Consider the following 22969-nt stretch of genomic DNA (forward strand, 5'->3'; position numbering starts at 1 on the left):
TTTGGTAATTCACCTTCACAAAATGTCCTCGGTCTTGGATCGTGGCAAATCCCGTGCCAGAAAAGTCGAGCGCCGCCGTCACCGGGCGTCGACCGGGGGTGCCCGACATTGCGCCCCATGAAGATCGCCACCTTCAACGTCAACGGGATCCGCTCGCGCCTCGACCATCTGCTCGCCTGGCTGGAGCGGGAGGCGCCGGATGTTGCCTGCCTGCAGGAGCTGAAGTCGGCGGACGCGGCCTTTCCGGTCGACGCGATCAACGACGCCGGCTACGGCGCCCTCTGGGCGGGCCAGACCTCCTGGAACGGGGTGGCTATCCTGGCGAAGGGGGTGGACCCGGTCGAGAGCCGGCGCGGCTTGCCCGGCGACCCGAAGGACACGCAGAGCCGATACCTCGAGGCGGCGGCGCATGGGGTGCTGGTGGGCTGCCTCTATCTGCCCAACGGAAACCCGCAGCCAGGCCCGAAGTTCGACTACAAGCTGGCGTGGTTCGAACGCTTCCTGCGCCACGCTTCGGCCTTGATGAAAAGTGGTCACCCTGTGGTATTGGCGGGTGACTACAACGTCGTGCCCACGGACGAGGATATCTACGACCCCAAGGGCTGGCGCCGCGATGCCCTGCTCCAGCCGGAGAGCAGGGAGGCCTATGCCCGCCTCCTGGCCCAGGGCTGGACCGACGCCCTGCGCCAGAGGCACCCCGACGAGCGCATCTACACCTTCTGGGACTATTTTCGCCAGCACTGGCCCCGTGACCGGGGCCTGCGCATCGACCACCTGCTCCTGTCGAAGGATCTAGCCGCCCGGTTGAAGGACGCCAATGTGGACCGCTGGGTGCGTGACCTGCCCAAGGCCAGTGACCATGCCCCTACGTGGGTCGAGCTGGCGGCAACGAAACGGGCGAAACCCGGCCCCCGCGCTGGCTGAAATCGGTTAATTCGCGCCCAAACGCCAATGTAAGCGTTTACGCATGCCCGCTCCCTGCAACCCGCACTTGCCACCACCCGCCCAAGTCCTAGACTAGGCAGCTATCAGGGGAGGGGGCGGACCGGGCGGTAATGAAGATCGATGGCGGCAGCGTGAATCGCCCCGAGCCGGTAATGCTGAGCGAGGTTGCCGAACGGCTGCGCAATCCCCGCATCGACCGGATCGTGGCGAGCTTCCGCGAGTACCGCGTATCGCTCATGCGCACGGTCATCCTCGGCTTCGTGGTCATCTGGACCGCCGCCTGGTTGCACGGCCCCACGACGATGGCGCTGGAAGCCCATCGTGCCTTCCCCGTCGCGCTTGCCCTGTTCGCGGTGAGCACGCTGTGGATGCTTTTCATCCGTGCGCGTCAGGAAGGGCAGAGCGGCACCGTCGACGTGATAGGCAGCGTGGCCAACTTCGCCATGGTCGCGTTGTTGCTCAAGTCGGCCTTCATGCTGGTGATCACGGTGACCGCCGTCCTGCCGTTCCTCTCGGTCGCGGTCGGCGTGCGGTATAGCCGACGGGCTTTCGCCGGCGGCGTTGTCGCCTCGGTGGCGATTCTTCTTGTCAGCGCGCCGGACGGTTACTGGATCGGCCGGCCCGCCTATGCGCTCTACGCGTTGGCCCTGGTCATCGTCCTGCCCATGACGCTGTACCGGATGATGGACGCGCTGCGCGAGGTATCGGCCGAGGCCATTGCGTCACGGGAGGCCCAGCATCGCTTCATCTCCATGATGAGCCATGAGATGCGGACGCCCTTGAGCACGGTGATCCACTCGGCCTCCCTGATCGACACCGCGGTGATGAGCGACGACCAGCGCCGCCTTGTCGCCTTGTTGTCGACCAATGCCAACGCCCTCCTGCATCGCGTCAACGCGGTGCTCGACGTGGCCTCGTTCGCCGGTGGCAGTTTCACGCTACGCCACCAGGCGTTCTCCTTCGACGAAGTACTGGCGACGGTGGGCGCGGTTTGCCGCCCCCTCGCCGCAGAAAAGCGCATTGCTTTCAGCCTCGCCCGCGACGCGTCGGTGGAGGGTGTCTTCAATGGCGATCCGGGGCGCATCGAGCAGGTGCTCTCCAACCTGGCGTCCAACGCCCTGAAGTTCACGCCGCCGGGTGGTTCGGTGAACGTGCACGTGGAGCTCCATGAGGGCGTCGGTGGCCGCGACCCTACGATCACCTGCAGTGTTTCGGACACGGGCATCGGCATCGCCGATGCCGACAAGCAACGCATCTTCGACCCGTTTCATCAGCTCAGCGCCGGCGAGAGCAGGCGGCAGGAGGGCGTTGGCCTGGGGCTGTATATCGTGCGCAATGTCTCCGAGCAGATGCAGGGTGGCCTCGATGTCACCGACAACCCGATGGGAGGGGCAGTCTTTACCTGGCGCTTCCCGCTGCCGCGTGCCGCCGCGGGCGCGCGCAGCGTGGCGGACACCCCGCTGGTCGAGCTGCTCGACGAGCACCGTGCGCGCGTGGAATCGCAACGTTGCCTGGTGGTGGACGACAACGCGGCCAATCGTGAGATCGTCGGGCGTATCCTCGAGCGCGCGGGGCACCGGGCGGTCTTCAGTGCGAACGGCGATGAGGCGCTGGCGTGCCTGCGTGCTGACGGTTTCGACCTGATCTTCATGGACCTGCACATGCCCGGGAGTTCCGGCTGGGACGTGCTCGGCCGTATCGACGTGATCCGGCGCACCGCAAGCGTGCCGCCCATCGTCATGCTCAGCGCCGATTCCAGCCACGACGCGGTGCGCATCGCCTTCAAGGCTGGCGCACGGGCTTACCTGACCAAGCCGATTGCCGCGCAGCGCCTCCTTGACGTGATCGAGTCCATCGCGGCCGAGCGGCGCATGGAAGAAACCGCGCGCGGTTGGCAACAGCCGCTGCTGGACGAGCCGACGGAGCGTGGTGCGGTGGCTACGCCGCTGAATGAGATGCGCGCGCTTACCAGCGTCGAGGAATACATCGGCTTCATCGACCTGTGTTCGCAAGCGGCGGAGACCCATCTCGAAACCTTGCGCAACGCGGTGCTCTCGCGTGATATCGCCACGGCCGCGGAGTGCATCCATGCCCTGCGCAACGTGTTGGGCAACCTCGGCGTGCCCGGCGCATCGAGGGTCTGCGACGATCTCTCCGTGCTGATCGATGCCGGCGGCGACATGCGCGCCGCCGTGGTCGAGCTGGATGCCCTCGGTCGTTCGGTGCATCGTTTTATCGATGCCCAACGCCAGGGTGCACGCACCGCCGCGGACGCCGGCGCGTGACCGAACTCGACGGCCTGGCGCGCGAGGTCGGGCAGGGCGAGTTGGCGGCGATGGCGATCAAACCCGATAACGAGGCACGCATCGTTTTTCATGGCGAAGCGCCGCATGGTCGGCGTCCACTCGCCGTCGTCTACCTTCACGGGTTCACGGCGAGCCAGGGCGAAGGGGCGCCGGCCCACCGTGAGATCGCCCAGGCCGTGGGCGCTCACCTCTACCTGGCCCGCCTGCGCGATCACGGCAGCGATGCGCCGGACGCCATGGCCGGTGCGTCGCCGGAGCGCTGGCGTGCCGACGTCCGGCATGCGCTGGACATCGGTCTCCAGCTGGGCGAGCGCGTACTTCTCGTCGGTACGTCCATGGGCGGCTCGCTGGCACTGGACCTGGCAGCGAGCCGGCCGGATGTCGTGGCGGGTGTTGTTGCCTGGTCGCCCGGCATTCGTGTCCACGATCCCGCGCAACTGCGTGCCGCAGTGACGCTTCAGGGATCCGTGGCACCCCCCGGGGAGCGCACCCCATTTCAGCGGCGCTACTGGTCGTCGATGGTGCATACCGACGGCTACCGGGCCATCGCCCGTCTGTTTATCGAGCGCATGCGACCGGAAGTCCTGCAGGACGTCGTCTGCCCCGTCTTCTTCGGCATGTGGGATGGCGGCGAGGGAGATCGCGACACGCTTAACTCGGTGAGCGCCATGCGGCTTGCGTTTGGCTGGCTGGGTACGCCGGCGTCACAACGTCGGACGGTGGCTTACGATCATGCAGCGCATGTGCTTGCGTCACCCGAACGCTCGCCGGCGGCGGCGCGTGTCCTCGCCGATTCGCTGGCCTTCCTGCGCGACGTCGGTCTAACGCAGTGAAGCTGCCACGCGTTATCTTTGGCCCTTGAAGGGTGTGGGGGTGAACGGGTGCGCTTGGCTCGCGGGGTGGCTGTGTGGTTATGGCTGGTCGTCGGCTGGAGCCTCGCCGTGCCCGGTGTTCGCGCGGCCGACAGTCGCGATCGCGCGATCGACCAGTTCTATCACACGGCCTGGACCGTCCGCGAAGGCGCGCCTGGCCAGGTCACGGCGCTGGCGCAGACCAGCGATGGCTATCTCTGGCTGGGCACCCAGACGGGTCTCTACCGCTTCGACGGTGTGACCTTCGAGCGTTACCGGCCGCGCGAAGGCGGCGACTTCCTTGCCTCCACCGTCGCGTCCCTTTACGCGCCACCCTCCGGTGGGCTGTGGGTCGGGTTTCGCTATGGCGTGGCCAGTTTCATCGAAGGCGACCGCGCGACCCACTACGCCGCGTCCTCAGGATTGCCCACGGCCACCATCTACGCTATCGGCGGCACGCCGGACGGGCGCATCTGGGCAGCGACATTCAATGGCCTTGCGCGTCTCGACGGGCAACACTGGTCCCTCGTCGGCGCGTCGATGGGTTTACCCGGTAATCGTGCGCGCAACCTGTCGGTCGACCGCGAAGGACGCCTCTGGGTCGCCACCGACCAGGCGCTCGCCTGGCTGCCCCGGGGCGGCACGCGTTTCGAGCTGGCGACGCGTTCGGTCGGTCGGATCAATCGCATCGCTGAAGCGCCGGACGGCTCGATCTGGGTCGCGGAGGCCGATGGCGGCGTGCGACCGGCCTGGGTCAGCGCGTCATTGCCGGAAGACCATGGCCCGAGCCTTAATCTCTCATCGGCGGGCCTGTTGTTCGATCGCGATGGCGCCCTGTGGATGCCCACGCTCGGCGACGGCATTCGTCGCGTGCCGCGCGTCGTCGACCTGCCGCGCGAACAGATCGAGGCGAGCGGCACGGCGGCACAGCGGTTCGTCGAGCGCGACGGGCTCAGCTCCGACTATCTCACGGCGGTCATCCAGGATCGTGAGGGCAACATCTGGGTCGGCGGCAGTCGAGGGCTCGACCGTTTTCGCGTCAGCCGTCTTCTTCCCGCGCCGCTGTCGCCGGGAGCGACGGACTTCGCACTGGTGGCCGCGCAAGGCCACGGTGTCTGGGTCGGTACGAAGAATCGCCCGTTGACGCGTGTAGACGCCACCAGAGTGGATCCGGGCGATTTTCCCGAAGCGATTACGGCGGCATCGCGCGATCGCGAAGGGACCTGGCTGGGCGGGCCGCAAGGGGTGTGGCGCCTGAAGGACGGCGTTCCCGACCGATTCGCACCGCTGCCCGCCGAGGATTACACCGGTGTGCAGGCCATCGTGGGTGACGGCAAGGGTGGTGCGTGGCTGTCGATCAACCGGCCGGGCATCTATCACTTCACCGAGGGCAAATGGGTGCACGACCCGATGCCGACCATCGCCAACGATCCGGCTCCGTTGGTCCTCATGAACGATTCGCACGGGCGCCTGTGGATGGCCTTCGCCCGCAACACCGTCGTCATTCGCGAATCGGGGCACGATATGGTGCTGGGGCCATCGGATGGCCTGGCCGTCGGCAACGTCACGGCCCTGCTCGAGGATCGCGACGCGGTGTGGTTGGGCGGCGAACTCGGTATCGGCGTGGTCGTCGGCAGGCAGGCACGAACGGTGTCCACGCTGGGGGAACCGTTGCGCGGCGTCTCGGGTCTGGTTCGCGATGCGCGCGGCGACTTCTGGGCGAACACTGCGCAGGGTGTGGCGCGCATCGCCGCCGCTCACATGGCGCGCGCGTTGCAGGATCCGTCGTACCGTCCGCCGGTCAGCCTGTTCGATTCGCTGGACGGCCTTCCCGGCACGCCGGCCCAGTTCCGTCCGTTGCCTACGGCGGTGGTCGCCGACGACGGGCGCCTGTGGTTCGCCACCACCAGTGGCGTCGTTTCGATCGATCCGGCCAACGTGTCGCGCAATCCCTTGCCCCCGCCCGTGTCGATTCGCTCCGTTACCACGGATGCGGGAACCTGGCCTGTGGCTGCCACGGTGGATCTTCCCGCGCACACGGAGCGCCTGCGCATCAGCTATACGGCGACCAGTCTTTCCATGCCCGAGCGCGTACGCTTCCGTTACCGCATGGAGGGTATCGACACGCGTTGGCGTGATGCGGGGACAGAGCGCGAGGCGGTGTATACGGACCCGCCGCCGGGCAGCTATCGGTTCCGCGTCACTGCGGCCAACGAGGACGGCGTGTGGAACGAGGAGGGCGCCTCGATCACGATCGTCGTCGCGCCGACGTTCTTCCAGACGACCTGGTTCGTCGTCATCTGCCTGTTGATCGCGTTCGCCGCGCTTTGGCTCGCCTTCTACCTGCGTATGCGTCGGATGGAAGCGCAGCTACGTGCCCGTCTGCACGAGCGCCACGCCGAGCGCGAACGCATCGCCCGCGAGTTGCACGACACCCTGCTGCAGAGTATCCAGGGCTTGACGATGCGTTTTCAGGCCATCGCCAATCGCGTGCCCGATGAGCAACCGTTGCGGATCGCGATGGAGGGGGCACTGGATCGCGCTGAAGAGGCCCTCGTGGAAGCACGCGATCGCGTGCGTGACCTGCGCGGCCACGCTGGCGAGTCGTTCTCCCTGGATGTCGCGCTTGTCGAGCTGGCGCGTGTCTTCCGCACGGAACACACCGTACCTGTGTTGGTGGAAGCGTCGATCGACATGCGTGACATGGATCCGCTGGCGCGTGACGAACTCTATGGCATCGCGCGGGAGGCCGTGCATAACGCGATCGCCCACGCCGAGGCATCGCGTATCGACGTGGTCATCGAAACGGAGGGTGCCGAGCTGGTGATGAGCATTCGCGACGACGGCCGGGGTATCGATGATGCCGTCCTCCGCGGTGGCGGTCGCGCGGGCCACTGGGGCCTGCGCGGGATCCAGGAGCGCGCTCACGCCATTGGCGGAACCGCGGCGTTTGCGTCGCGCGTGGAAGGCGGGACCGAGGTCATCGTGCGTGCGGCGATGAACCGCGTGTTTCCTTCGCGGGCCGGATGGTGGCGCCGTTGGTGGCGGAAACGCGGCTAGCGCGCTCCCGCCGGTGATTCAGCGCCAACCGCCGGCCGCGTCGACCAGGGAGCCGGTAACCCACTGCGAGTCCTCCGACGCGAGAAACGCAACGACCGTGGCGACATCATTCGGCTGGCCAAGGCGGCCGAGCGGCGTCGTGCCGATCACCATCTTCTCGAAATCCGCGCTGCCTTCCATGCTGTTGAAGCCTTCGGTAGCCGTCGCGCCGGGATTCACCGCGTTGACGCGAATATTCCGCGCACCGAGCTCCTTCGCCAGCACGCGCGTGATCGTGTTCAGCGCGCCCTTGGTCCCCGCGTAGACTACCGAGTTAGGCTGGGCCATCTCGCCGACTACCGAACCGACGTTGACGATGTTGCCGCCTTCTGCCGGGAACAGCTTGAGTGCCGCCTGGCTAGCCATGATCAGGCCGCCGACATTGACGTCGAACATCCTGGCGATGTCGGCGCGAGTGACGCCTTCGAGCGGTCCGAAAGTGTAGACACCGGCGTTGTTCACCAGGATGTCGAGACGGCCGTAAGCGGTGCGAACACCTTCAAACAGTGCCTCGATGCCTTCTTCGGTGGCGACGCTTGCGCCGACGGCGACGGCTTCACCACCAGCGGCCTTGATCTCGGCGACCACGCGCTCGCCGTCCGCTTTGCTCGACGCGTAGTTGACGACGACGGACGCGCCCTGGGCGGCGAGTTCACGAGCGATGGCGGCGCCGATGCCTTTGGACGCGCCGGTGACGAGGGCGACTTTGCCGGCGAGGCGGGGCTGGGAAGCGGATTTGACCTGAGCATTCATGGGAATTATCTCTGGGATGGAAAGGATGGCGCTACTGTGATTCATGCGCTCAGTCGCGTGTAGTATGTCCAGACGACTTATTCTTATACGTGGGCGACATGAGTGACCGTCTCGCTGCGCTCCGTCTTTTCGTCCGTGTGGCTCGGACCCGGAGTTTTTCGCGTGCGGGCCGCGAGCTTGGGCTTTCGCAGCCGTCCGCCTCGCGGGCGATCGCCGCGCTCGAGGCGGACGTCGGTGTTGCTCTTTTCACGCGTTCCACGCGCGCCGTGGTGCTGACCGATGCGGGAGCGGATTATCTCGCTCGCATCGAGATACTTCTTGCAGGTCTCGACGAAGCCGATGAAGCGGCGCGCGGCACGGGCGCCCTGCGTGGCCTGCTCCGTGTCGCGCTGCCGACCAGCCTGGCGTCACGGGAAGTCGTGCCACGGTTGCCCGCTTTCATCAGTGCGCACCCGGCGCTCCGCATCGAACTGCGCGTCGAGGACCAGCGACAGGATCTGCTGCGTGAAGGCATCGACGTGGCGCTTCGCTTCGGTGTCCTGGCCGATTCCTCTGCCGTGGCCCGGGTGGTCGGGTCGAATCCCCGGCTTCTCGCCGCTGCGCCTTCGTATCTGGCGCAGGCTGGTGAGCTGACGCACCCCGACGATCTCCGCGCGCATCGCATCGTGCTTGGTCCGCCGGGAACCACAGCGGGCGCCTGGACGTTCGAAAAGGACGGCCGTACGGTTGCCGTGACGGTGGAGAGCCAACTCACCGTGACCTCGAACGAAGGCGCGGTCGCTGCCGCGGTCGCCGGGCTCGGTGTCGTGTCGACAGGATACTGGGGGTGTCGCAACGAGCTGGACGCCGGCCAACTGGTGCCGTTGCTACGGGACTGGGCGCTCTCTCCCTCGCGCCTTTATGCGGTGTTTCCCGCCGGACGTGCCGCGACCGCCGCGGCACGTGCTTTTATCGAGTATCTCGCGCAGGGCCTGGGGCAGCATGGGTGACGAGACGCCGCTGTCCTTGTTGATCGCCGAGCTTGCGGCGGATCGGCGCTGGCGCGAGCCGGAAGCCTTCTTTAGCCGCGCCGATGCGATGGATCGTCTCGACCTCTACCTGGTGGGCGTGGAGCCGGGCGATTCGCGCGACAGCGCGGAGCGCCTGATCGAGGCGATGGAGGCGATCGATAGCGTGTTCTACGACGATCTGCGCGAGCGCGTTCGTCGTGGCGAAGGTGGCGCTGCCTTGTCGCCCTGGATCAGGACGGAAGTGTTGCCGGGCCAGCACTACGACGCGCTGGACGCGTTGCTTGCCGATCTATTGGCCATCGACGAGCCTGAGATCGATAGCGCGTCACTCCCGCCCGAGATGGTGCGCTACCAGCCGAGTCCGGCGCGACACATCGTGGACGGTATCCGGCGAGCGCGCATCTCCGCTGGCGATGTGGTGCTCGACCTGGGTTCGGGGCTCGGTCACGTTCCGATGCTGGTCCACTTGCTCACCGGCGCGCGTACGCGCGGCGTGGAGCGTGAGGTCGTGTACGTGGACTGCGCCACCAGGGCGGCCTCAGCCTTGGCCCTGGCCGAGGTGACGTTCATCGCGGCGGACGCCCGGGAGGTGGATCTTGCCGGCGTCGACGTGTTCTACCTGTTCACTCCCTTCCTTGGCACCGTGCTGCGTGACGTGCTGGCAAGGATCGAAGCTGAGGCAGCCCGGCGGCCGGTTCGGGTTGTGGCGCTCGGGCCCTGTGCGCGCACGTTCGCGCGGATGCCCTGGCTCTATTGCGACGATCCCGATCCGTCGGCGACGGATCGCATCGTGGTGTTTCGTTCCCGGCCCTAGGCTTACCAGCGCCCGCGACCGCCCCCGAAGTTGTTGTTCATGCCGCCGACGGAGATGCTGACGCCGCCGGTCGGGTGCTCGCAACTACCGAAGGCCTGGCTGAGGCTGACCGCGCCGCCCTGGTAGCTGCCGCTGCCGCCATGGCTGGCGCTGACCACGCCAGTGGTGAGGCTGCCGTGGACCTGAGGCTTGTTATAGGTGGCGTCGTCGCAGCGCGGCACGCCACTGTCGGTCTCGGTGTTGGCCATGCGGCCGCTGGTGTCGCCGTAGTAGGCACCCGGGGGGTCTTTCGGGCGGGTGGGGGTGACCGCCACGCTGCCGCCGTTCTTCGGTGCGGTGCCGGCAACGCTGCTGGCCGCCGCAGGGGCGGCTGCCGTGCTGCTGGCCGGTGCGGGCACATAGTCGGCGGGCAGTCGCAGGTTCAGGGGCTTGCTGGTGTCCTGCGCCCATGTGGACGTGGCGGCGAGGGAGAGGGCGGCGAGGACGATGATGGCTTTCATGGGAGCGCTCCGGGGACAGACTCTCGAACGCTCGAGAGCGCGTCCGGTGTACCGGCCTTTGATCGCCGGATGCCGGTCGGAGTTCCCGGCCGGCACGGTTCACCTTACTCCGCGAGCGCTTCGTCGGCGTCCTCGGGCACGCTTTCGCCCAGGCGGGCGCGCAGGGCATCGATCTCGCGGCGAAGGTTGCGATTCTCGGCTTCCAGGTCGGCCACCTGCTCGCGCAAGGCCATGACATCGTCCGAGGGCTTCTCCCGGGGCTTCCGTTTGGACTCACGCACCCGCTTGGCGGCCTGCTTCAGCTCATCGTCGCCTCCGGTGGCGGCCGCGCGCTGCTCGTCCTCAGGCAGACTGGCCACCGCAGCGGCCGCGCTGATCGAGAGGGCGCCGGACTTCACTGCGGCGACCACCTCGGGGGCAGCTTCCTTGCGGATCTTCTCGATCATGCCGACCTGGGTGCTGCTGATCCGCGCCTCGCGGGCGATGTCCTTGCGGCTATCGGCCGGTGCGGTCTTGGGCGGCTTGGGGGCGGCCGGCTGCGCATCGGTGGTGTCGAAGGGCACGTCCGACTCGGCCAGCTGCGCCCGGCGCTCGGCGAGGATCTCGCGCTTGCGCAGCGCGAGCACGCCGCGCTGGAAGTCCGACACGCTGCGCCGGCCCAGGTGTTGCTCGATCATCCACAGGTGGACATCGTCGATCGAGCGGAAACGTTCGTTCTGTACGGTCTGGAAGGGAATGTCGTGCTTGCGGCAGATGCCGTAGCGGTTGTGGCCGTCGACCAGGGTGTCGCCCCAGAGCACCAGCGCGTCGCGGCAGCCCTCGGCGAGCAGACTGCGCTCCAGCGACTCGTACTCGTCGGGTGTCAGCGGGTCGATGTAAGCCTTGAGTTCTTCGTTGACGACGATGTGCATGAGGAGCTGCCCTGTAAACCACAACCCTCCATTCTACCGGAAGCCCCCGGAGGGGGCAGGGGCTTCGGTGCGTCCGATTCCCTCCGGCCGGCTTTTGTTGCAAACTTATAACTGTCGTGACAGGGGCTTCCACGACCCATGAAGGACACCGGATACGCGCCACGGCGCGCGTCTGATCGCGCTTGCGCTCGGCGCACGGTTTGGGAAGAACACGATGACTGGATTTGCAAGGAAGTTGGCAGCCGCGCTCGCGCTGTCGTTGGTGGTACTCGTCGCGCAGGCTTCTCCGGTATCGGAGCTGCCCTGGAAGTTCGGCCCCGCCAAGGTGCAGGTCGGATCGCAAGCGACGCTGGACGTACCCAAGGGCTATGCCTTCCTCGACCCGGAAGGCACCAGGCGGCTCAACGAGTTGATGCATAACCCGCCGCACCAGGCCGACAGGTATACGCTTGCCCCGGACAACAAGGCGTGGATCGCCTTCTTTACCTACGAGGATGTCGGGTATGTGAAGGACGACGAAAAGCTCGATGCCGACGACATCCTGAAGAATGTCCGCGAGGGTACCGAGCAGAGCAACAAGGAACGCCGTTCGCGCGGCTGGGACACGCTCACTGTCATTGGCTGGAAGAATCCACCGAAGTACGACAACGAGCTGAAGTCCCTCGCCTGGTCGTTCGTTGCGCGCGAAGACAAGTCGCAGGCCGAAGTGGTGAACTACAACACGCGTATTCTCGGACGCGGTGGCGTGATGAACGTCGTCCTCGTCGCCGACCCGAATGCGCTCACCACGGCCGTCGATCAGTTCAAGGGCACGATGGGTGGCTTCACATTCGCACCGGGCCAGGCGTACACCGATTTCCATAGTGGCGACAAGGTCGCCGAATACGGTCTTGCGGCGCTGATTACCGGTGGCGTTGCCGCCGTCGCCGCGAAGAAGGGTTTCTTCGCGATCATCGGCACGTTCCTCGCTGCGGCGTGGAAATTCATCCTGATCGGCTTTGCCGCAGTGAGCGGGGCGATCAAGCGCTTGTTCACCCGCAAGGCGAAATAGGCGACATGCTCCTTTCGTCCTGGTGGCTGTTGTTCGGCGTCGCAGGCATGTATGTCTACGACGCCGTCCTGCTGCTGTACCACAACGAAGTCGTCTTCTTCGAGCGACGCGACGGCACGTGGTCGTTCTCGGCGGGCGCCGAGTTCGAGCTTGGCGGAAGGCACGTCTACGTTCCCGCTCTACTGGCGCCGCAGCGTGCCCTACTTCGTCTGCGGTGGTCATCGTTGCAGACACCACCATTGGCCCGGCCGTCGCCGCGTGGCCTTCGTGCATGGCGAATCGGCGTCGCGGCATCGGCGACGCCGGTGATGTTGCTGGTCGTGGTTTTCGCCGCGCTTCCCGTCGTGCTGCTGGGCTCCGCCTTCGTGTTGCTCGGTTGGATGATCGTGCTGTATGCGGCCATCGTCTTCGCCGTCTCGCGCGTGTGGCGCCTTCGAAACGTCACCGGTCTGGGCGGCAAGGAGTGCGCGAGCATCGCTTCCGATGCGCTCCTGTGCGCGCCCTATGCACTCGATCTGGTGCGCAAACAGGGTCTGCGCGTCGCCGACCGCTTCGACCTCGTTTCCACCGCGCACCGGCTGCTGGATGCCAGCGAGCGGGCCCGCCTTGCCGACACTATCCGTGCCAAGCTCCATCGGCAAATGGACATCGAAGACACGGACAGCGAGCGTCACGCTCAGCTGACGACCTATCTCCACCAGATCGAAGGCGCGCTGGCATGACCCTGGTCGACATCATCGTTATCGCGGTCTGCCTGGCGATCGGCTACAAGTTCGTTTCGGCGATGATGAGCAAGTCGGACGAGCCAACGAGCGAAGGTCATCGCCCCGAACCGCCGAATCTGTTTCAGCGCCAGCTGCCCTGGTACGACGTGCTTGGCGTGGCGCGCGATGCGACTCACGAGCAGATCGTCAGTGCCTACCGGGCGCGGATGAGCGAGTACCACCCGGATAAAGTGGCCAACCTCGGTCCGGATATCCGCGCGCTGGCCGAGCAGAAGGCAAAGGAAATCAATGCAGCGTATGCCGAAGCCACGGCCGGTCGCTGAAGGTCACGCCAGACAGGGGAATGAGTTGATGATGTCGAAACCATGGTGCGGGACGATTCTTGCGTTTGGTCTGGCTTTCGCCGGAGGTCACGCTCATGCCGCCGCCGACGTGAGCGACGTGGCCGGCAAGGAGGAAATGTGCAAGCACACGCTCTGCCAGCACGATGTCCGGGTCACATTGAAAACCAAGGATGGTGGCACGTTCGACAAGACATTCGACGTGCTGCCGGGTACCGTGCAACCGTTCGGGCTGGCGATCATCGCGGGCCAGTCGGTGAATCTCGAGGCGGACGTCACTGGCGATACAGTGTCGGACTTTCGGGTCGTCGACACCGTGACGCATCCATCCAGGACATTCACCGCTCATCTGGAGCAGACGGCCAAGGGCACGATGATGCTCTCGCTCAGCAATCCGTTTGATCGGCCGCTGAAATTCAACATGGCCATCATGCCGCTCGACGGTACGAAACTCCTCGCCACCTCCAGTTGTCCGGTGAAGGCGGGTGGTCATTCGTATGAAATGTGGCCAGGTGCGTTGTTTCAGGTGGTGCTCACGAAACCGCGGTTCGTTGGTACGACAGGCAAGGCTTTGAATTGCGATTAAGCTTTACCTGCCGATGAGCTGGCGGCCCGTGGCCACATCCGCGTCTCGCAGGCACGGAGTCCTTCTGCGATGAAGGGTCGGAGTTCGCGTGTTGCTTTGTGGTCCGGGTGGGCGTCGAACCAGACTTTCGCGTTCGACAGTGTTTTGTTTTCGTAGTTTGCGCAGCGCCAGCCATCGTCCTCCGAGGCAAGTGCGATGAAAGAGGTTCTCAGCCTGTCGATGGCGAGGCCCTCGGAGAATGCGATGTCGTCCGTCTCCAGTTCCGCCAAGGACGTTGAAATCTTGGCGAACTGCGCTGTGCGCTCGCCTTGCCATACAAGGGGTGAAACTCCCCAGTCGAGAGTTCGGCGGCCCAGCGTCGCGCAGGTCACGCACACGACAACCAGTGCGACGAACCACCAGAAATGGACCATCCAGGGTCGTCTTACTTCCCGCATGAGTGACGCGGCAAGGTTTCGCATGGTTATGGTCTGTCGCATGCGCGCAAGCCCCTCGCCATGAACGACTGGAGCGGCGTGTAACCTGGATCGCGATCAGGGTGATCTTTCAACCAGGACGCGGCGTGCGATAACGTTCTCCGCTGGTTGTCGGAACAACGCAAATCGCCGTCCTCCGCGGCGAGATGCCCGATGCCGTCGCGTAGTTGCGTCATGGAAAACCGGTGATAGGACGCCAGGTCGTTCTGCGTGAACAGCCAGACGGCCGCTTTTACGTTGCCAAAGTGCTCCCCGCGGTCGTTCTGCCAGGCGATCTGCGTGAGGACGTACCCCACGGTATAGGAGCTCAGGCAAAAGCTCGTCATGCCTCCCGCGAGAACGATGATGAACCAGACCAGGTTTACCTTCCATCGGCGCTCGGACATGCACTTCCCCTGTGGCGTGGCCAAGAGAGCTTGCTGGATGACGGTTCGGCTCGCAAGGGGGCGCTTGCGATGTCGTGCGATCCAACCTAACGTTGCCCAACCCATTGGGGTACATGACCGTGGAGTATTTCATGGACGGGGCACGCAAATGACGGGTGATGCGGCAGTTTTCTATATGTACCTGATGGTCGTTTCGGTATTCGGCCAATTGGCGCTGCTCAGTCTGCAGCTGATTGCGTACGCACGTTCCCGACACAAGAGCCTTCTCTTACTGGCTGCTGGGAGCTTCATTGCATTTATCCAGGCAATCGTTGGATTGCCCTGGGTGCATCTTGGATCGTTGACACGCATCCTTTCGACCATGTCGCAACCTGTCGGCATCGCGGTTTTCTTGACCCTGCAGTTTCTGCTGGGCCTTTCCGGCGTCGTGTGGCTGCTTAACGAGTTCGTTCGGCTGAGCCGACTCGAACGTTCGATAGCGGCGAGCCCCTGACGTGAGCGCGTCGCCCAGTGAGTCTCTGGCAGGCTCTGGGTTCTTCCGCGACGGATTCACGATCCTGCCGCCCCTCCTTACGAGTGAAGCATGTCATGCGCTGATCGCCGCTGTCGAAGCTGCGCCGCTGACGGGTGCCGGCTCACGAAAGCTTTTGTCGCTTGATGCCGTCGCGTCGCTCGGACGACTGTTGGCCAATAGTCCGTCGATTGCAGCGCTGCTTCCGGCCGGTGCGCAAGCAGTCCAGTGCACGTTGTTCTCCAAATCCGATGGGTCCACGTGGTCGGTGACGCCGCATCAGGACCTGAGCATTCCGGTTCACGAACGCCGTGACGTGGCCGGTTGGTCTGGTTGGTCGCGCAAGGAAGGCGCGTGGTTCGTTCAGCCGCCCGTGGCCGTGCTTGAACAGATGGTGGCGGTGCGACTGCAGCTCGACGACAACGCGGCGGATACAGGGCCCCTGGAAGTCGTGCCCGGCACGCACGTGTTGGGGCGACTGTCGAGCGAGGCTCTCCGGGCCGCGGCTGCGGCAGGCAAGGTGCCTTGTGTGGTCGAGCGCGGCGGTGTCGTTGTGTTGCGGCCGTTGCTGATCCATTCGTCGGCAAAGGGGCGCTCGCCGGGGAGCCGCCGGGTGCTCCATTTTCTTTATGGGCCGCCCCTGCCAGAGCACTTGCGAAGGGGTTGATAGTCAACTAAATTGACTATCAACCCCGTTGATGAGGTGCGCCGCCGTGTCCCATGGTCAACCCGCCTGGTATGAAGACATCGTCGTGCCTGCGCTGCTCAGGCATGCCCGCGGTACCTACGCCTCGGCCATGCGCGGCGCGCTCGACGAAGCCGGCTACGACGATATCCCCGAAAACGGCCTCTACGTAATCGGTGGACTGGCGAAGGGCGCCGGCGACGTGCCGCTGGGTCGATTAGTCCAGGAGCTTCGCATCTCCAAGCAGGCCGCCGGGCAGCTCGTCGATACCTTGGTCACTCGCGGGTACCTCACGCGTGAAGGCGATCCCGTCGATCGCCGCAAGCTGGTCATCACGCTGACCGAACGCGGTCGTGACGCTGCAGCCGTGCAAGGCGCCGCACGTGACCGGATCGACGCGGACCTTCACGCCCGTATCGGTGACAGCGGCCTTCGAAGTCTGAAACGAGGCCTCGCTGCCCTGGTGGAGATCGGACGCAAGGATCGCGAGTCCGCCTGACCTGGCATGTCCAACGAGGAGAACGTGGTGACGATGGAAACCGTAGAGATCAAGGCCTTCGTCCCTGCGAAGGATTTCGAGTTGTCGAAACGCTTCTACAGAGACGTCGGATTCACGGTGGCGTGGTCGTCCGACGACCTGGCTTATCTCAGGGCAGGGGAAACCAGCTTTCTTCTGCAGAATTTCTACGTCAAGGAACAAGCCGAGAACGTCATGATGCACATGCTCGTCGTCGACGTGGAAGCCTGGTGGCAACATGTGCTGGCGCACGACATCGCCAAGCGCTACGGCGTGCGCGTCGTGCCGCCGGCGAACCAACCCTGGGGCATGCGCGACTTCGTGCTGATCGACCCTACCGGTGTGCTATGGCGCATAGCTCAGAACATCGAGGTGGCCTGAGCCTCGAGCGGCTTACGGAAGGCGCTCGAACTTCGTCACCGTCGATCCCTTGTAGGACGCCTCGCCGAACGCCCGGTAGCCCAGCCGTTCCGCCACCCGAATCGAGGGAACATTCTCGGGATTGATGATGCAGACGGTACGTCCTGTCTCGCGATGCGCGAAGAACCAGTCGTGCGCGGCCTGCACGGCTTCGGTGGCGTAGCCTTTTCCGTGTGCGGACCGTGCGAGCACCCAGGCCGCTTCCGGAAAGGGATCGAAGTCGTCGCCGAGGTCGCGGTGAAAGGTTGCGAGTCCGACGTCGCCGACGAAGCGACCACCCTCTTTCTCCCGCACGGTGAACAGGCCATGCCCGTAGGCGGACCAGTGACCAATGTTCCGTAGCAGCTTGATCCAGGTGTCCTCGGATGCCGCGGGGCCGCCGATGAAATGCATGACCTCCGGATCGGTTCGCGCTGCATGGCAGTCGTCGAAATCGGAAACGGACGTGGGACTGAGGATCAGGCGTTCGGTAACGATCATGGCGCTTTGGATTCGCTCGGATGAAAGTGGTCTCAGTCTAAGCGTGTTCACGGCCCGGGCGCGAGTGGAGCACCAGTTGCCGAATCGATGAGGATCGGAAAGAATCGGATCTCACCCCGCATGCCGGGGTCGCCTGTCATTCAACAAGGAAGGGGAACGCATATGACACCACGCATGTGGTTTGCACTGGTCCTGCGCTATCTCGGCGCCGCGTCGATCATGAGTGCCATCAGCTATCTGGTGACCGCGTACGACACGCAAAAAGGCCTCAATTCGGGAAGCCTGAACGTATTGGCAGAAATCAATCATGCGGTCGTGGAGACGATCATGGGGCTGGCGCTGCTGTTCTTCGCCGATCGCATCTCGGCCTTCTTCGTCCCCGCCTTACGAGCGGGCACGAAGAATGACGATGTCACCGCTCCCAAGCCGACGGTCGAGTCGTGACGAGGTCCGTTCCGAACGGCGCCAACGATTGACCCGGGCCTAAGGTTGCTTGCTTGCCGTCGCTGGCACAGCGGCTCGATTCGACGCATCGAGCTCGGCCTCGATGGCGGGACCGATCCGGGTTAACAGGTACTCCGACCCGGCTTTCGTCAGGTGTCCCCAGTCGACCGCGGTCAGGTCGGTCGGCAGCGGCCCTACATGGGTGAGGCAGCCCGACGCATTGCAAAGCGCCTTGTAGGCCGAAACATAGGTCACCCCAAGTTTCGGAATGGCCACCGAGAAATAGTCGTCCCAGTCCTTTATCTCCGGTCGCAGCCCGAATGTCGTGTACATAGGCATCTGCGTGCCAAGCGGATGGTTCTTCAGGTAGTTGATCGTCACCTTCGCGAGCGTTCCGTCCCAGTGCGGGAAAGGGCCGACCAGGACGATCCGGCTGGAGGGAGTGGCCTCGTGGATTCGCCGCACCGTGTCCGCGAAAGCGGCAAGCGTGCCCTTCTGATCCACGGTGCCACTCGCCGTGAGCACGGCATTGGATCCCGTGACCATCCAGCTCATGATGATGACATCGGGATGCGAGCGGGTGGCGATGTCGAGCGCGAGCATGTTTTCGTCGTACAGGCTGAGGTTGTCTGCAGCGAGTTTCGTCTTGTCGAAGAACGGCGAAGCGTTTCCTCCCGTCACCTGGGTGATGCCGAATCCTGCCGTGCGGGCCAGGACATCGAGACCGGGATAAAGGGCTGCGGCATAGGAATCGCCCCAGAGCATCACGAGAGGGCGTTGATTGCTGAAACACTGTGCCGGCCGTTGAAAGCCTTCGGGCATCTTCACGATGATGTGGCAGGTATCGACCCGGATGGCCTCGCCGAACTGAAAGTAAGCATAGGGGTTGGTAATAGCGCCAAGCGCCCTCAGGTTTTCAGGTATGCGCTCTGGGAATCCCGCGGCACGCACGGTGTAGATGCCAGCGCCACCCAGCAGTAGTAGCGTGGCGAAAATGCCGGCAGCGAGCCGCTTGTCCGCGCGCACGCGCTTCACCGGCGTCTCGATCAGGGTGTAGCTCAACCAGCCAAGCAGGATGCTTGCCGCCATGATGGCCAACTTCACCGCCGTGATGTGCTGGGTGACGAACGGTGACGTGGACAAGTTCGCTGCGGTAAGTAACGGCCAATGCCAGAGATAGATCGGATAACTGATCAGGCCCACCCAGACCGCCACGCGATGGGACAGGACCCACTTGTTCACCAGTGCCTGTGGCCCGGCGAAGATGACGGCCGCCGCCCCCATGACGGGGAGTAAGGCCCAGTAACCAGGGAACGCCAGGCGTTCGGAAAAATGCAGGATCGAGAAAGCGAGTGCCAGCGCGCCCAACAAGGAGATCGCGTCGGCCTGGCGCTTCTTGCCTACGATCGTTGCGTAGGTGACGGGATGCCGGAAAACGAACCAGGCCAGGGCGCTTCCTACACCGATCTCCCAGAATCGGGAAACGGGCGAATAAAACGCCGCGGTGCGATCGGTGTGCATCAGATAGATGCCGGCAACAAAAGACGCCAGCACGATCACCACGTTGACCTTGAGAAAGCTCATCCGCAGGCGAAAACTGACCAGCGCGAGGATGGGCCAAAGCAGGTAAAACTGTTCCTCGATCGCTAGCGACCAGAGATGCAACAGCGGTTTCGTCGACGAAGCATCATCGAAGTAGCCCGCCTCATTCCACAACACGAAGTTCGAACTGAACGTTGCGCCTGCTGCGACGTGTTTGCCCAGCGCACGGAATTCGTCCGGAAACATCTCGAACCAGCCGTACGCTCCGCAGGCGGCGAGGACCACGATCAGGACCGGGAGGATTCGTTTGGTCCGTCGAACGTAGAAGTCAACAAAGCTGAATGATTGGCGCTCCATGTTCCTGAAAATGATCGAGCTGATCAGGAACCCGGAGATGACGAAGAAAATGTCGACGCCAACGAATCCGCCCGGGAGTCGCCGGTTGAACGCGTGGAAGCAGAGGACGCTAAGCACCGCGACGGCACGCAAGCCATCGATATCCGGTCTGTACCCCAGATGGATGGGCGTCTTGGGGCTGTCTGCGGCGGGGGCGGGTGTCGAGAACGACGCTTCCGTGCTGGGTAAACTCATTGAGCGATAATCCGGGTAATTCGATAATTTGGCAGGCTGCTCGTCCCTGTGGGACATCAGTCTCCCGATTATCTCATGACCCGGCGACTTGCCGTTCGGAGGGTGAGCTTCGCGCATAACCCACGGAACGCACCACAATCAGCACGAACATAAGTGGAATGAAGGCGGCGTAGGCGTACTGGCCTCTCGCCACGCCCGTTCCATATGGAAACCATATCCCTGGAACGCCCAAGGCGTTGAGCTCGGTCGCGAACAGACCTATGCCGACCAGGGTGGCGCAAAGCGCTGCCATGTAAGAAGACGGTCTCGCCGATCGGAGTACGCCGAACGCGACAATCCACAGATAGAGTGCGGCGAACGCGAGGCGCGCGCCTTCGATCACAATGTCGGCCGCCCCCTTGAGGCCGCCGGTCGCGTCCGGCGCGAACCACGGACGGCTGATCCATGCGAAGGCCAGGTAGATCACAGCAAGCGCGCCGATGATGTGGCCCAGCTTTGGGTACTTATCCAGGCGAAACCAGTGCCGCCATGCCATCGTCCACGCTGCCAGGGTGAGGGGCCTGAGTATCACGGTCGTCAGGGTGTCGTAGCAGCGCAGACTCAGGACGTCCGTCCAGTAGAACAGCACCTGATGCGCGCGTAGCAGTGCAAGGAGAAACAAGGCAGCGGCGAGCCAGCCATAGGAGTCACGGGTTCGGCACGCCATCAATCCGAAGACCATGAGCGCGAGAAGAACAAAGGCTATCGGCTCGATCGCATCCACCACGTAGCCTTTGAACGTCTGCAGCCACTGCACTTGATGCAGGAGATCGATGCCGGCGGCATCGCCGATCACCGGCGCGACGTGGATGCCACCGTTGTCCTCGCCGGCATCGAGCGGGTCCATCCACACGCGGAATGCGATGACGTACGTTCTCGTGCTTGTCGGCGACGCAGGCAGGGGAAAGACACTCGGTCGCACGCCGAACACTGTTGGCGTTGCGCCCCTGAAGATGCCCGAACCACCGAGTGATTCCCCGTCGATATACAGTTCGTACGTGGAATCGACCAGGGTGGGTCCCGCCAACGCGAGCGGCGCATCCGTAGCGGCATCGACGCTGACTTTCATCCGGTACCACGCGTATCCCGTATACCCGGCATGGCCGCGTCGGCTCCATCCGGAGACATACCCCGGCAGGCCGACATCGCCGTCGTGTGCGCCCGGAGCAGGGGTGAGATCGACGGCTTCCCACGAGCGATCATCGAAGTCCGGCGACGACCAGTGAGGATCATCGCCGATCTGAAATCGCCATGGCCCGTTCAAGGGCGCGGTCGAATGGCCAAGGGCGATGTGCACCATCCGGGCAGGCTCCGCCGAGGCCATTCGGCCTCCGGCCGCGAGAGCCATAAGCATGCAAACGGAAGCCAGAAGCCCTGAACGTTGCATGGCGTCATTCCCCGTGGGTCTGCCCCGGAGTCTAAGCGACGAGCCGCGGGGCCAGCCATATGTCGCCTCCCGACATGATGGCTGCATTTACAACGTTGCCGAATCGACGGCATGATCTGCCCGGGCTAGGAGAAGGCTAGGGTTGGCTGATGAGTGACGATGATGATTCGGTCGAACCTTGCAGGGCGTCGGATGCCTCAATCGGCACTCCCCTGAAGGCCCGCCTGATCGCCGACATTCCCATGCAGCGCGTCGATATGAGGGCGGGTGATGGCAGCAGCCGCCCCGCCGTGGGTGACATCGTCGAGCTTGACCATGGGTTCACCGGGCCAAACGGCGAGTCGATGGGCATCGTTGTCTGTTTCAACGACGACAGAAGTGTTCGCTGGGTCGCAGACATCATGGACTCGGAGATCGAGTTGATACCGCAATGACACCGACCGATATCTTGCGACGCGCGGTGGCTTATCTGGCTGGCACCGCATGCCTGTGGCGCGTACTCGACGCCTGCCTTGATGCCTTCAGGGCGAATGGCGCACCGCTCGCGACCGCATTCCTCTGCGCCGTGCTGGGTCCTCTCGGCGTCGGCCTGTTATGCATGCATCGACTGGCGCGCCGCATTGCCGCTTCGCTGTGCCTGCTTGTCGCGATCATGCTTCCCGTCGGGGCGATCAATCCCTTTAGCGCCATGGAGCTGGAGCCTGCCGCACCGAGCCTGGCCAGCATCCTGCTGTGGCTGGTGCCCGCTGTCGTCGGTCTGATCATCATGGCCTGGGCTCTGGATCCGCCCCGTCAGCTTCAGAAATGAGCAACAGGCCGGAAACTTTCTTGCTATTCGGCTCGGGACACAATGGGGGCGGCATCCGATGAGGTCACGATTCTGGACGGCTCTACTGTCCATGTTTGTCTGCGGGAGCACCTGCGCTTCGGTCGTGCAAGACCGCGTGTATTTCCTGAAGCTTCCGAGCAACGAAGCAAAGCGACTGGGATTGATCGACAAGATAGCCGTCAAGGGTCGATCGGGCGCCAGGCAGGTGTGGCATGGACGGCAACTTGGGTTGCCGTGATGGCACTTAAGGAATTCGTTGCAGCCTACTGGCGGTTTGTCGTGGGCAATCGCAAGCGCACGGGTTACGTAGTGATCGGGGTGCCTCTGGCGCTCCTGGTGCTCTGGCTGGTTGACGTGCATCCCGTCCTATTTGACCCGGTACCCGCTGAGGGTATCGTCACGGCCACGCAGTGCGCAGGGAAGACACCGACGTTCGACTACCGGTTCGAAGTAAGTGGCAATGCGTATGTCGGCCGGGGACACGCAAAAATACTTCCGGACAGTTGCAGTGACACGTGGAGCGGAGCCCCGGTCGAGGTGACCTATCTTCGAGATTACCCATCGGTGAGCATAGGAGGGAGCATGCGCGCATGGTGGGGAAATCTGGGGTGGTTGACCCTATTCGGTTGTGCGGTCGTGGCGCCCTTCGTCTTGCTGCTGATGTTCCTGCGAGAACGAGTCGATGGATGAACATGTGACGCATACGCGCTTTCGGTCCGGCGTTACGCCACTAGTTCCTTAGGTGTCCGACTCGGTAGGTGTCAACACGC

The 22969-nt window shown here is 64.2% G+C and carries 24 protein-coding genes and 1 pseudogene; 17 read left to right on the top strand and 8 right to left on the bottom strand.

Translation table 11 applies throughout. The features are described 5' to 3' along the window. Positions 1 to 117: 117 nt before the first annotated feature. The 4 genes and pseudogenes from xth to HB634_RS17870 all read left to right on the top strand — a co-directional run. Positions 118 to 882, top strand: a pseudogene (gene xth, locus HB634_RS17855) (exodeoxyribonuclease III); the annotation flags it as partial. 173 nt (positions 883 to 1055) lie between these two features. After that, the gene (locus tag HB634_RS17860; RefSeq protein WP_213949569.1) at positions 1056 to 3230 is read left to right on the top strand and encodes an ATP-binding protein; all 2175 of its coding nucleotides are present in this window, start codon (positions 1056 to 1058) and stop codon (positions 3228 to 3230) included. Beyond that, positions 3227 to 4084 carry an alpha/beta fold hydrolase gene (locus HB634_RS17865; RefSeq protein WP_213949570.1) on the top strand — a complete coding sequence of 286 codons (858 nt, stop codon included), beginning with the start codon at positions 3227 to 3229 and terminating at the stop codon, positions 4082 to 4084. Before HB634_RS17860 ends, HB634_RS17865 begins: the two co-directional genes overlap by 4 nt. Before the next feature lie 66 nt (positions 4085 to 4150). Beyond that, the gene (locus HB634_RS17870) at positions 4151 to 7162 is read left to right on the top strand and encodes a sensor histidine kinase (RefSeq protein WP_213949571.1); all 3012 of its coding nucleotides are present in this window, start codon (positions 4151 to 4153) and stop codon (positions 7160 to 7162) included. A gap of 18 nt (positions 7163 to 7180) precedes the next feature. On the opposite strand, the gene HB634_RS17875 is transcribed toward HB634_RS17870, so the two are convergent. Next, positions 7181 to 7954 (bottom strand): glucose 1-dehydrogenase, encoded by a 774-nt coding sequence (locus HB634_RS17875; protein WP_213949572.1) that lies wholly within the window; start codon positions 7952 to 7954, stop codon positions 7181 to 7183. Positions 7955 to 8052: 98 nt separating this feature from the next. Between HB634_RS17875 and HB634_RS17880 the strand changes: the two genes are divergently transcribed. Beyond that, a complete protein-coding gene (locus HB634_RS17880; RefSeq protein WP_063573880.1) occupies positions 8053 to 8943 on the top strand; it encodes a LysR family transcriptional regulator in 891 nt (296 codons plus the stop codon). Then, entirely contained in the window at positions 8936 to 9778 is an 843-nt protein-coding gene (locus HB634_RS17885) for a hypothetical protein (protein WP_213949573.1), read from the top strand. The genes HB634_RS17880 and HB634_RS17885 overlap by 8 nt, the downstream gene beginning before the upstream one ends. Positions 9779 to 9780: 2 nt before the next feature. Here the strand turns inward: HB634_RS17885 and HB634_RS17890 are convergent, their stop codons facing one another. Both HB634_RS17890 and HB634_RS17895 read right to left on the bottom strand, forming a co-directional pair. Continuing rightward, complete coding sequence (locus HB634_RS17890) at positions 9781 to 10278, bottom strand: hypothetical protein (protein WP_213949574.1); 498 nt, start codon at positions 10276 to 10278, stop codon at positions 9781 to 9783. A 104-nt stretch (positions 10279 to 10382) separates the two neighbouring features. Next, positions 10383 to 11189: a plasmid replication/partition related protein gene (locus HB634_RS17895; protein WP_213949575.1), complete on the bottom strand. Its 807-nt coding sequence runs from the start codon at positions 11187 to 11189 to the stop codon at positions 10383 to 10385. Positions 11190 to 11403: 214 nt separating this feature from the next. Here HB634_RS17895 and HB634_RS17900 point away from each other — a divergent pair, with 214 nt between their 5' ends. From HB634_RS17900 to HB634_RS17915, 4 genes are read left to right on the top strand one after another with little or no spacing between them, the layout of a single operon-like run. After that, positions 11404 to 12240 carry a DUF2167 domain-containing protein gene (locus tag HB634_RS17900; RefSeq protein WP_082879014.1) on the top strand — a complete coding sequence of 279 codons (837 nt, stop codon included), beginning with the start codon at positions 11404 to 11406 and terminating at the stop codon, positions 12238 to 12240. A gap of 5 nt (positions 12241 to 12245) precedes the next feature. After that, positions 12246 to 12962 (top strand): hypothetical protein, encoded by a 717-nt coding sequence (locus HB634_RS17905; protein WP_063571652.1) that lies wholly within the window; start codon positions 12246 to 12248, stop codon positions 12960 to 12962. Further along, a complete protein-coding gene (locus HB634_RS17910; protein ID WP_063571653.1) occupies positions 12959 to 13288 on the top strand; it encodes a J domain-containing protein in 330 nt (109 codons plus the stop codon). The genes HB634_RS17905 and HB634_RS17910 overlap by 4 nt, the downstream gene beginning before the upstream one ends. Continuing rightward, positions 13254 to 13892 carry a hypothetical protein gene (locus HB634_RS17915; RefSeq protein ID WP_213949576.1) on the top strand — a complete coding sequence of 213 codons (639 nt, stop codon included), beginning with the start codon at positions 13254 to 13256 and terminating at the stop codon, positions 13890 to 13892. Before HB634_RS17910 ends, HB634_RS17915 begins: the two co-directional genes overlap by 35 nt. Here HB634_RS17915 and HB634_RS17920 read toward each other — a convergent pair. Continuing rightward, complete coding sequence (locus tag HB634_RS17920; protein WP_213949577.1) at positions 13889 to 14371, bottom strand: hypothetical protein; 483 nt, start codon at positions 14369 to 14371, stop codon at positions 13889 to 13891. The two genes, HB634_RS17915 and HB634_RS17920, sit on opposite strands and share 4 nt — an antisense overlap. Continuing rightward, entirely contained in the window at positions 14356 to 14754 is a 399-nt protein-coding gene (locus HB634_RS17925; RefSeq protein WP_213949578.1) for a hypothetical protein, read from the bottom strand. Before HB634_RS17925 ends, HB634_RS17920 begins: the two co-directional genes overlap by 16 nt. Positions 14755 to 14902: 148 nt before the next feature. Between HB634_RS17925 and HB634_RS17930 the strand changes: the two genes are divergently transcribed. Genes HB634_RS17930 through HB634_RS17945 form a run of 4 tightly spaced genes read left to right on the top strand, consistent with a single transcriptional unit; the run spans position 14903 to position 16848 of the window. Then, entirely contained in the window at positions 14903 to 15247 is a 345-nt protein-coding gene (locus HB634_RS17930; protein ID WP_213949579.1) for a hypothetical protein, read from the top strand. Between the two features lies 1 nt (position 15248). Beyond that, positions 15249 to 15932, top strand: a complete 684-nt coding sequence (locus HB634_RS17935; protein WP_213949580.1) for a phytanoyl-CoA dioxygenase family protein — start codon at positions 15249 to 15251, stop codon at positions 15930 to 15932. 46 nt (positions 15933 to 15978) lie between these two features. Continuing rightward, a complete protein-coding gene (locus tag HB634_RS17940) occupies positions 15979 to 16449 on the top strand; it encodes a MarR family transcriptional regulator (RefSeq protein ID WP_213949581.1) in 471 nt (156 codons plus the stop codon). 6 nt (positions 16450 to 16455) lie between these two features. Beyond that, positions 16456 to 16848 (top strand): VOC family protein, encoded by a 393-nt coding sequence (locus HB634_RS17945; protein ID WP_255548676.1) that lies wholly within the window; start codon positions 16456 to 16458, stop codon positions 16846 to 16848. Between the two features lie 12 nt (positions 16849 to 16860). On the opposite strand, the gene HB634_RS17950 is transcribed toward HB634_RS17945, so the two are convergent. Then, the gene (locus tag HB634_RS17950) at positions 16861 to 17367 is read right to left on the bottom strand and encodes a GNAT family N-acetyltransferase (protein WP_063571659.1); all 507 of its coding nucleotides are present in this window, start codon (positions 17365 to 17367) and stop codon (positions 16861 to 16863) included. Between the two features lie 162 nt (positions 17368 to 17529). Here HB634_RS17950 and HB634_RS17955 point away from each other — a divergent pair, with 162 nt between their 5' ends. Further along, a complete protein-coding gene (locus tag HB634_RS17955; RefSeq protein WP_213949582.1) occupies positions 17530 to 17811 on the top strand; it encodes a hypothetical protein in 282 nt (93 codons plus the stop codon). A gap of 39 nt (positions 17812 to 17850) precedes the next feature. Here HB634_RS17955 and HB634_RS17960 read toward each other — a convergent pair whose 3' ends face one another. Further along, positions 17851 to 19944, bottom strand: a complete 2094-nt coding sequence (locus HB634_RS17960; protein ID WP_213949583.1) for an acyltransferase family protein — start codon at positions 19942 to 19944, stop codon at positions 17851 to 17853. Positions 19945 to 20017: 73 nt separating this feature from the next. Continuing rightward, the gene (locus tag HB634_RS17965; RefSeq protein ID WP_213949584.1) at positions 20018 to 21283 is read right to left on the bottom strand and encodes a glycoside hydrolase family 2; all 1266 of its coding nucleotides are present in this window, start codon (positions 21281 to 21283) and stop codon (positions 20018 to 20020) included. A gap of 236 nt (positions 21284 to 21519) precedes the next feature. Between HB634_RS17965 and HB634_RS17970 the strand changes: the two genes are divergently transcribed. Continuing rightward, a complete protein-coding gene (locus HB634_RS17970) occupies positions 21520 to 21804 on the top strand; it encodes a hypothetical protein (protein WP_213949585.1) in 285 nt (94 codons plus the stop codon). After that, entirely contained in the window at positions 21801 to 22178 is a 378-nt protein-coding gene (locus HB634_RS17975) for a hypothetical protein (protein WP_213949586.1), read from the top strand. Before HB634_RS17970 ends, HB634_RS17975 begins: the two co-directional genes overlap by 4 nt. The last annotated feature ends 791 nt before the right edge of the window (positions 22179 to 22969 follow it).

Origin of the sequence: Luteibacter sp. dw_328 (genome assembly GCF_018449605.1) — a bacterium.
Taxonomy (GTDB): domain Bacteria; phylum Pseudomonadota; class Gammaproteobacteria; order Xanthomonadales; family Rhodanobacteraceae; genus Luteibacter.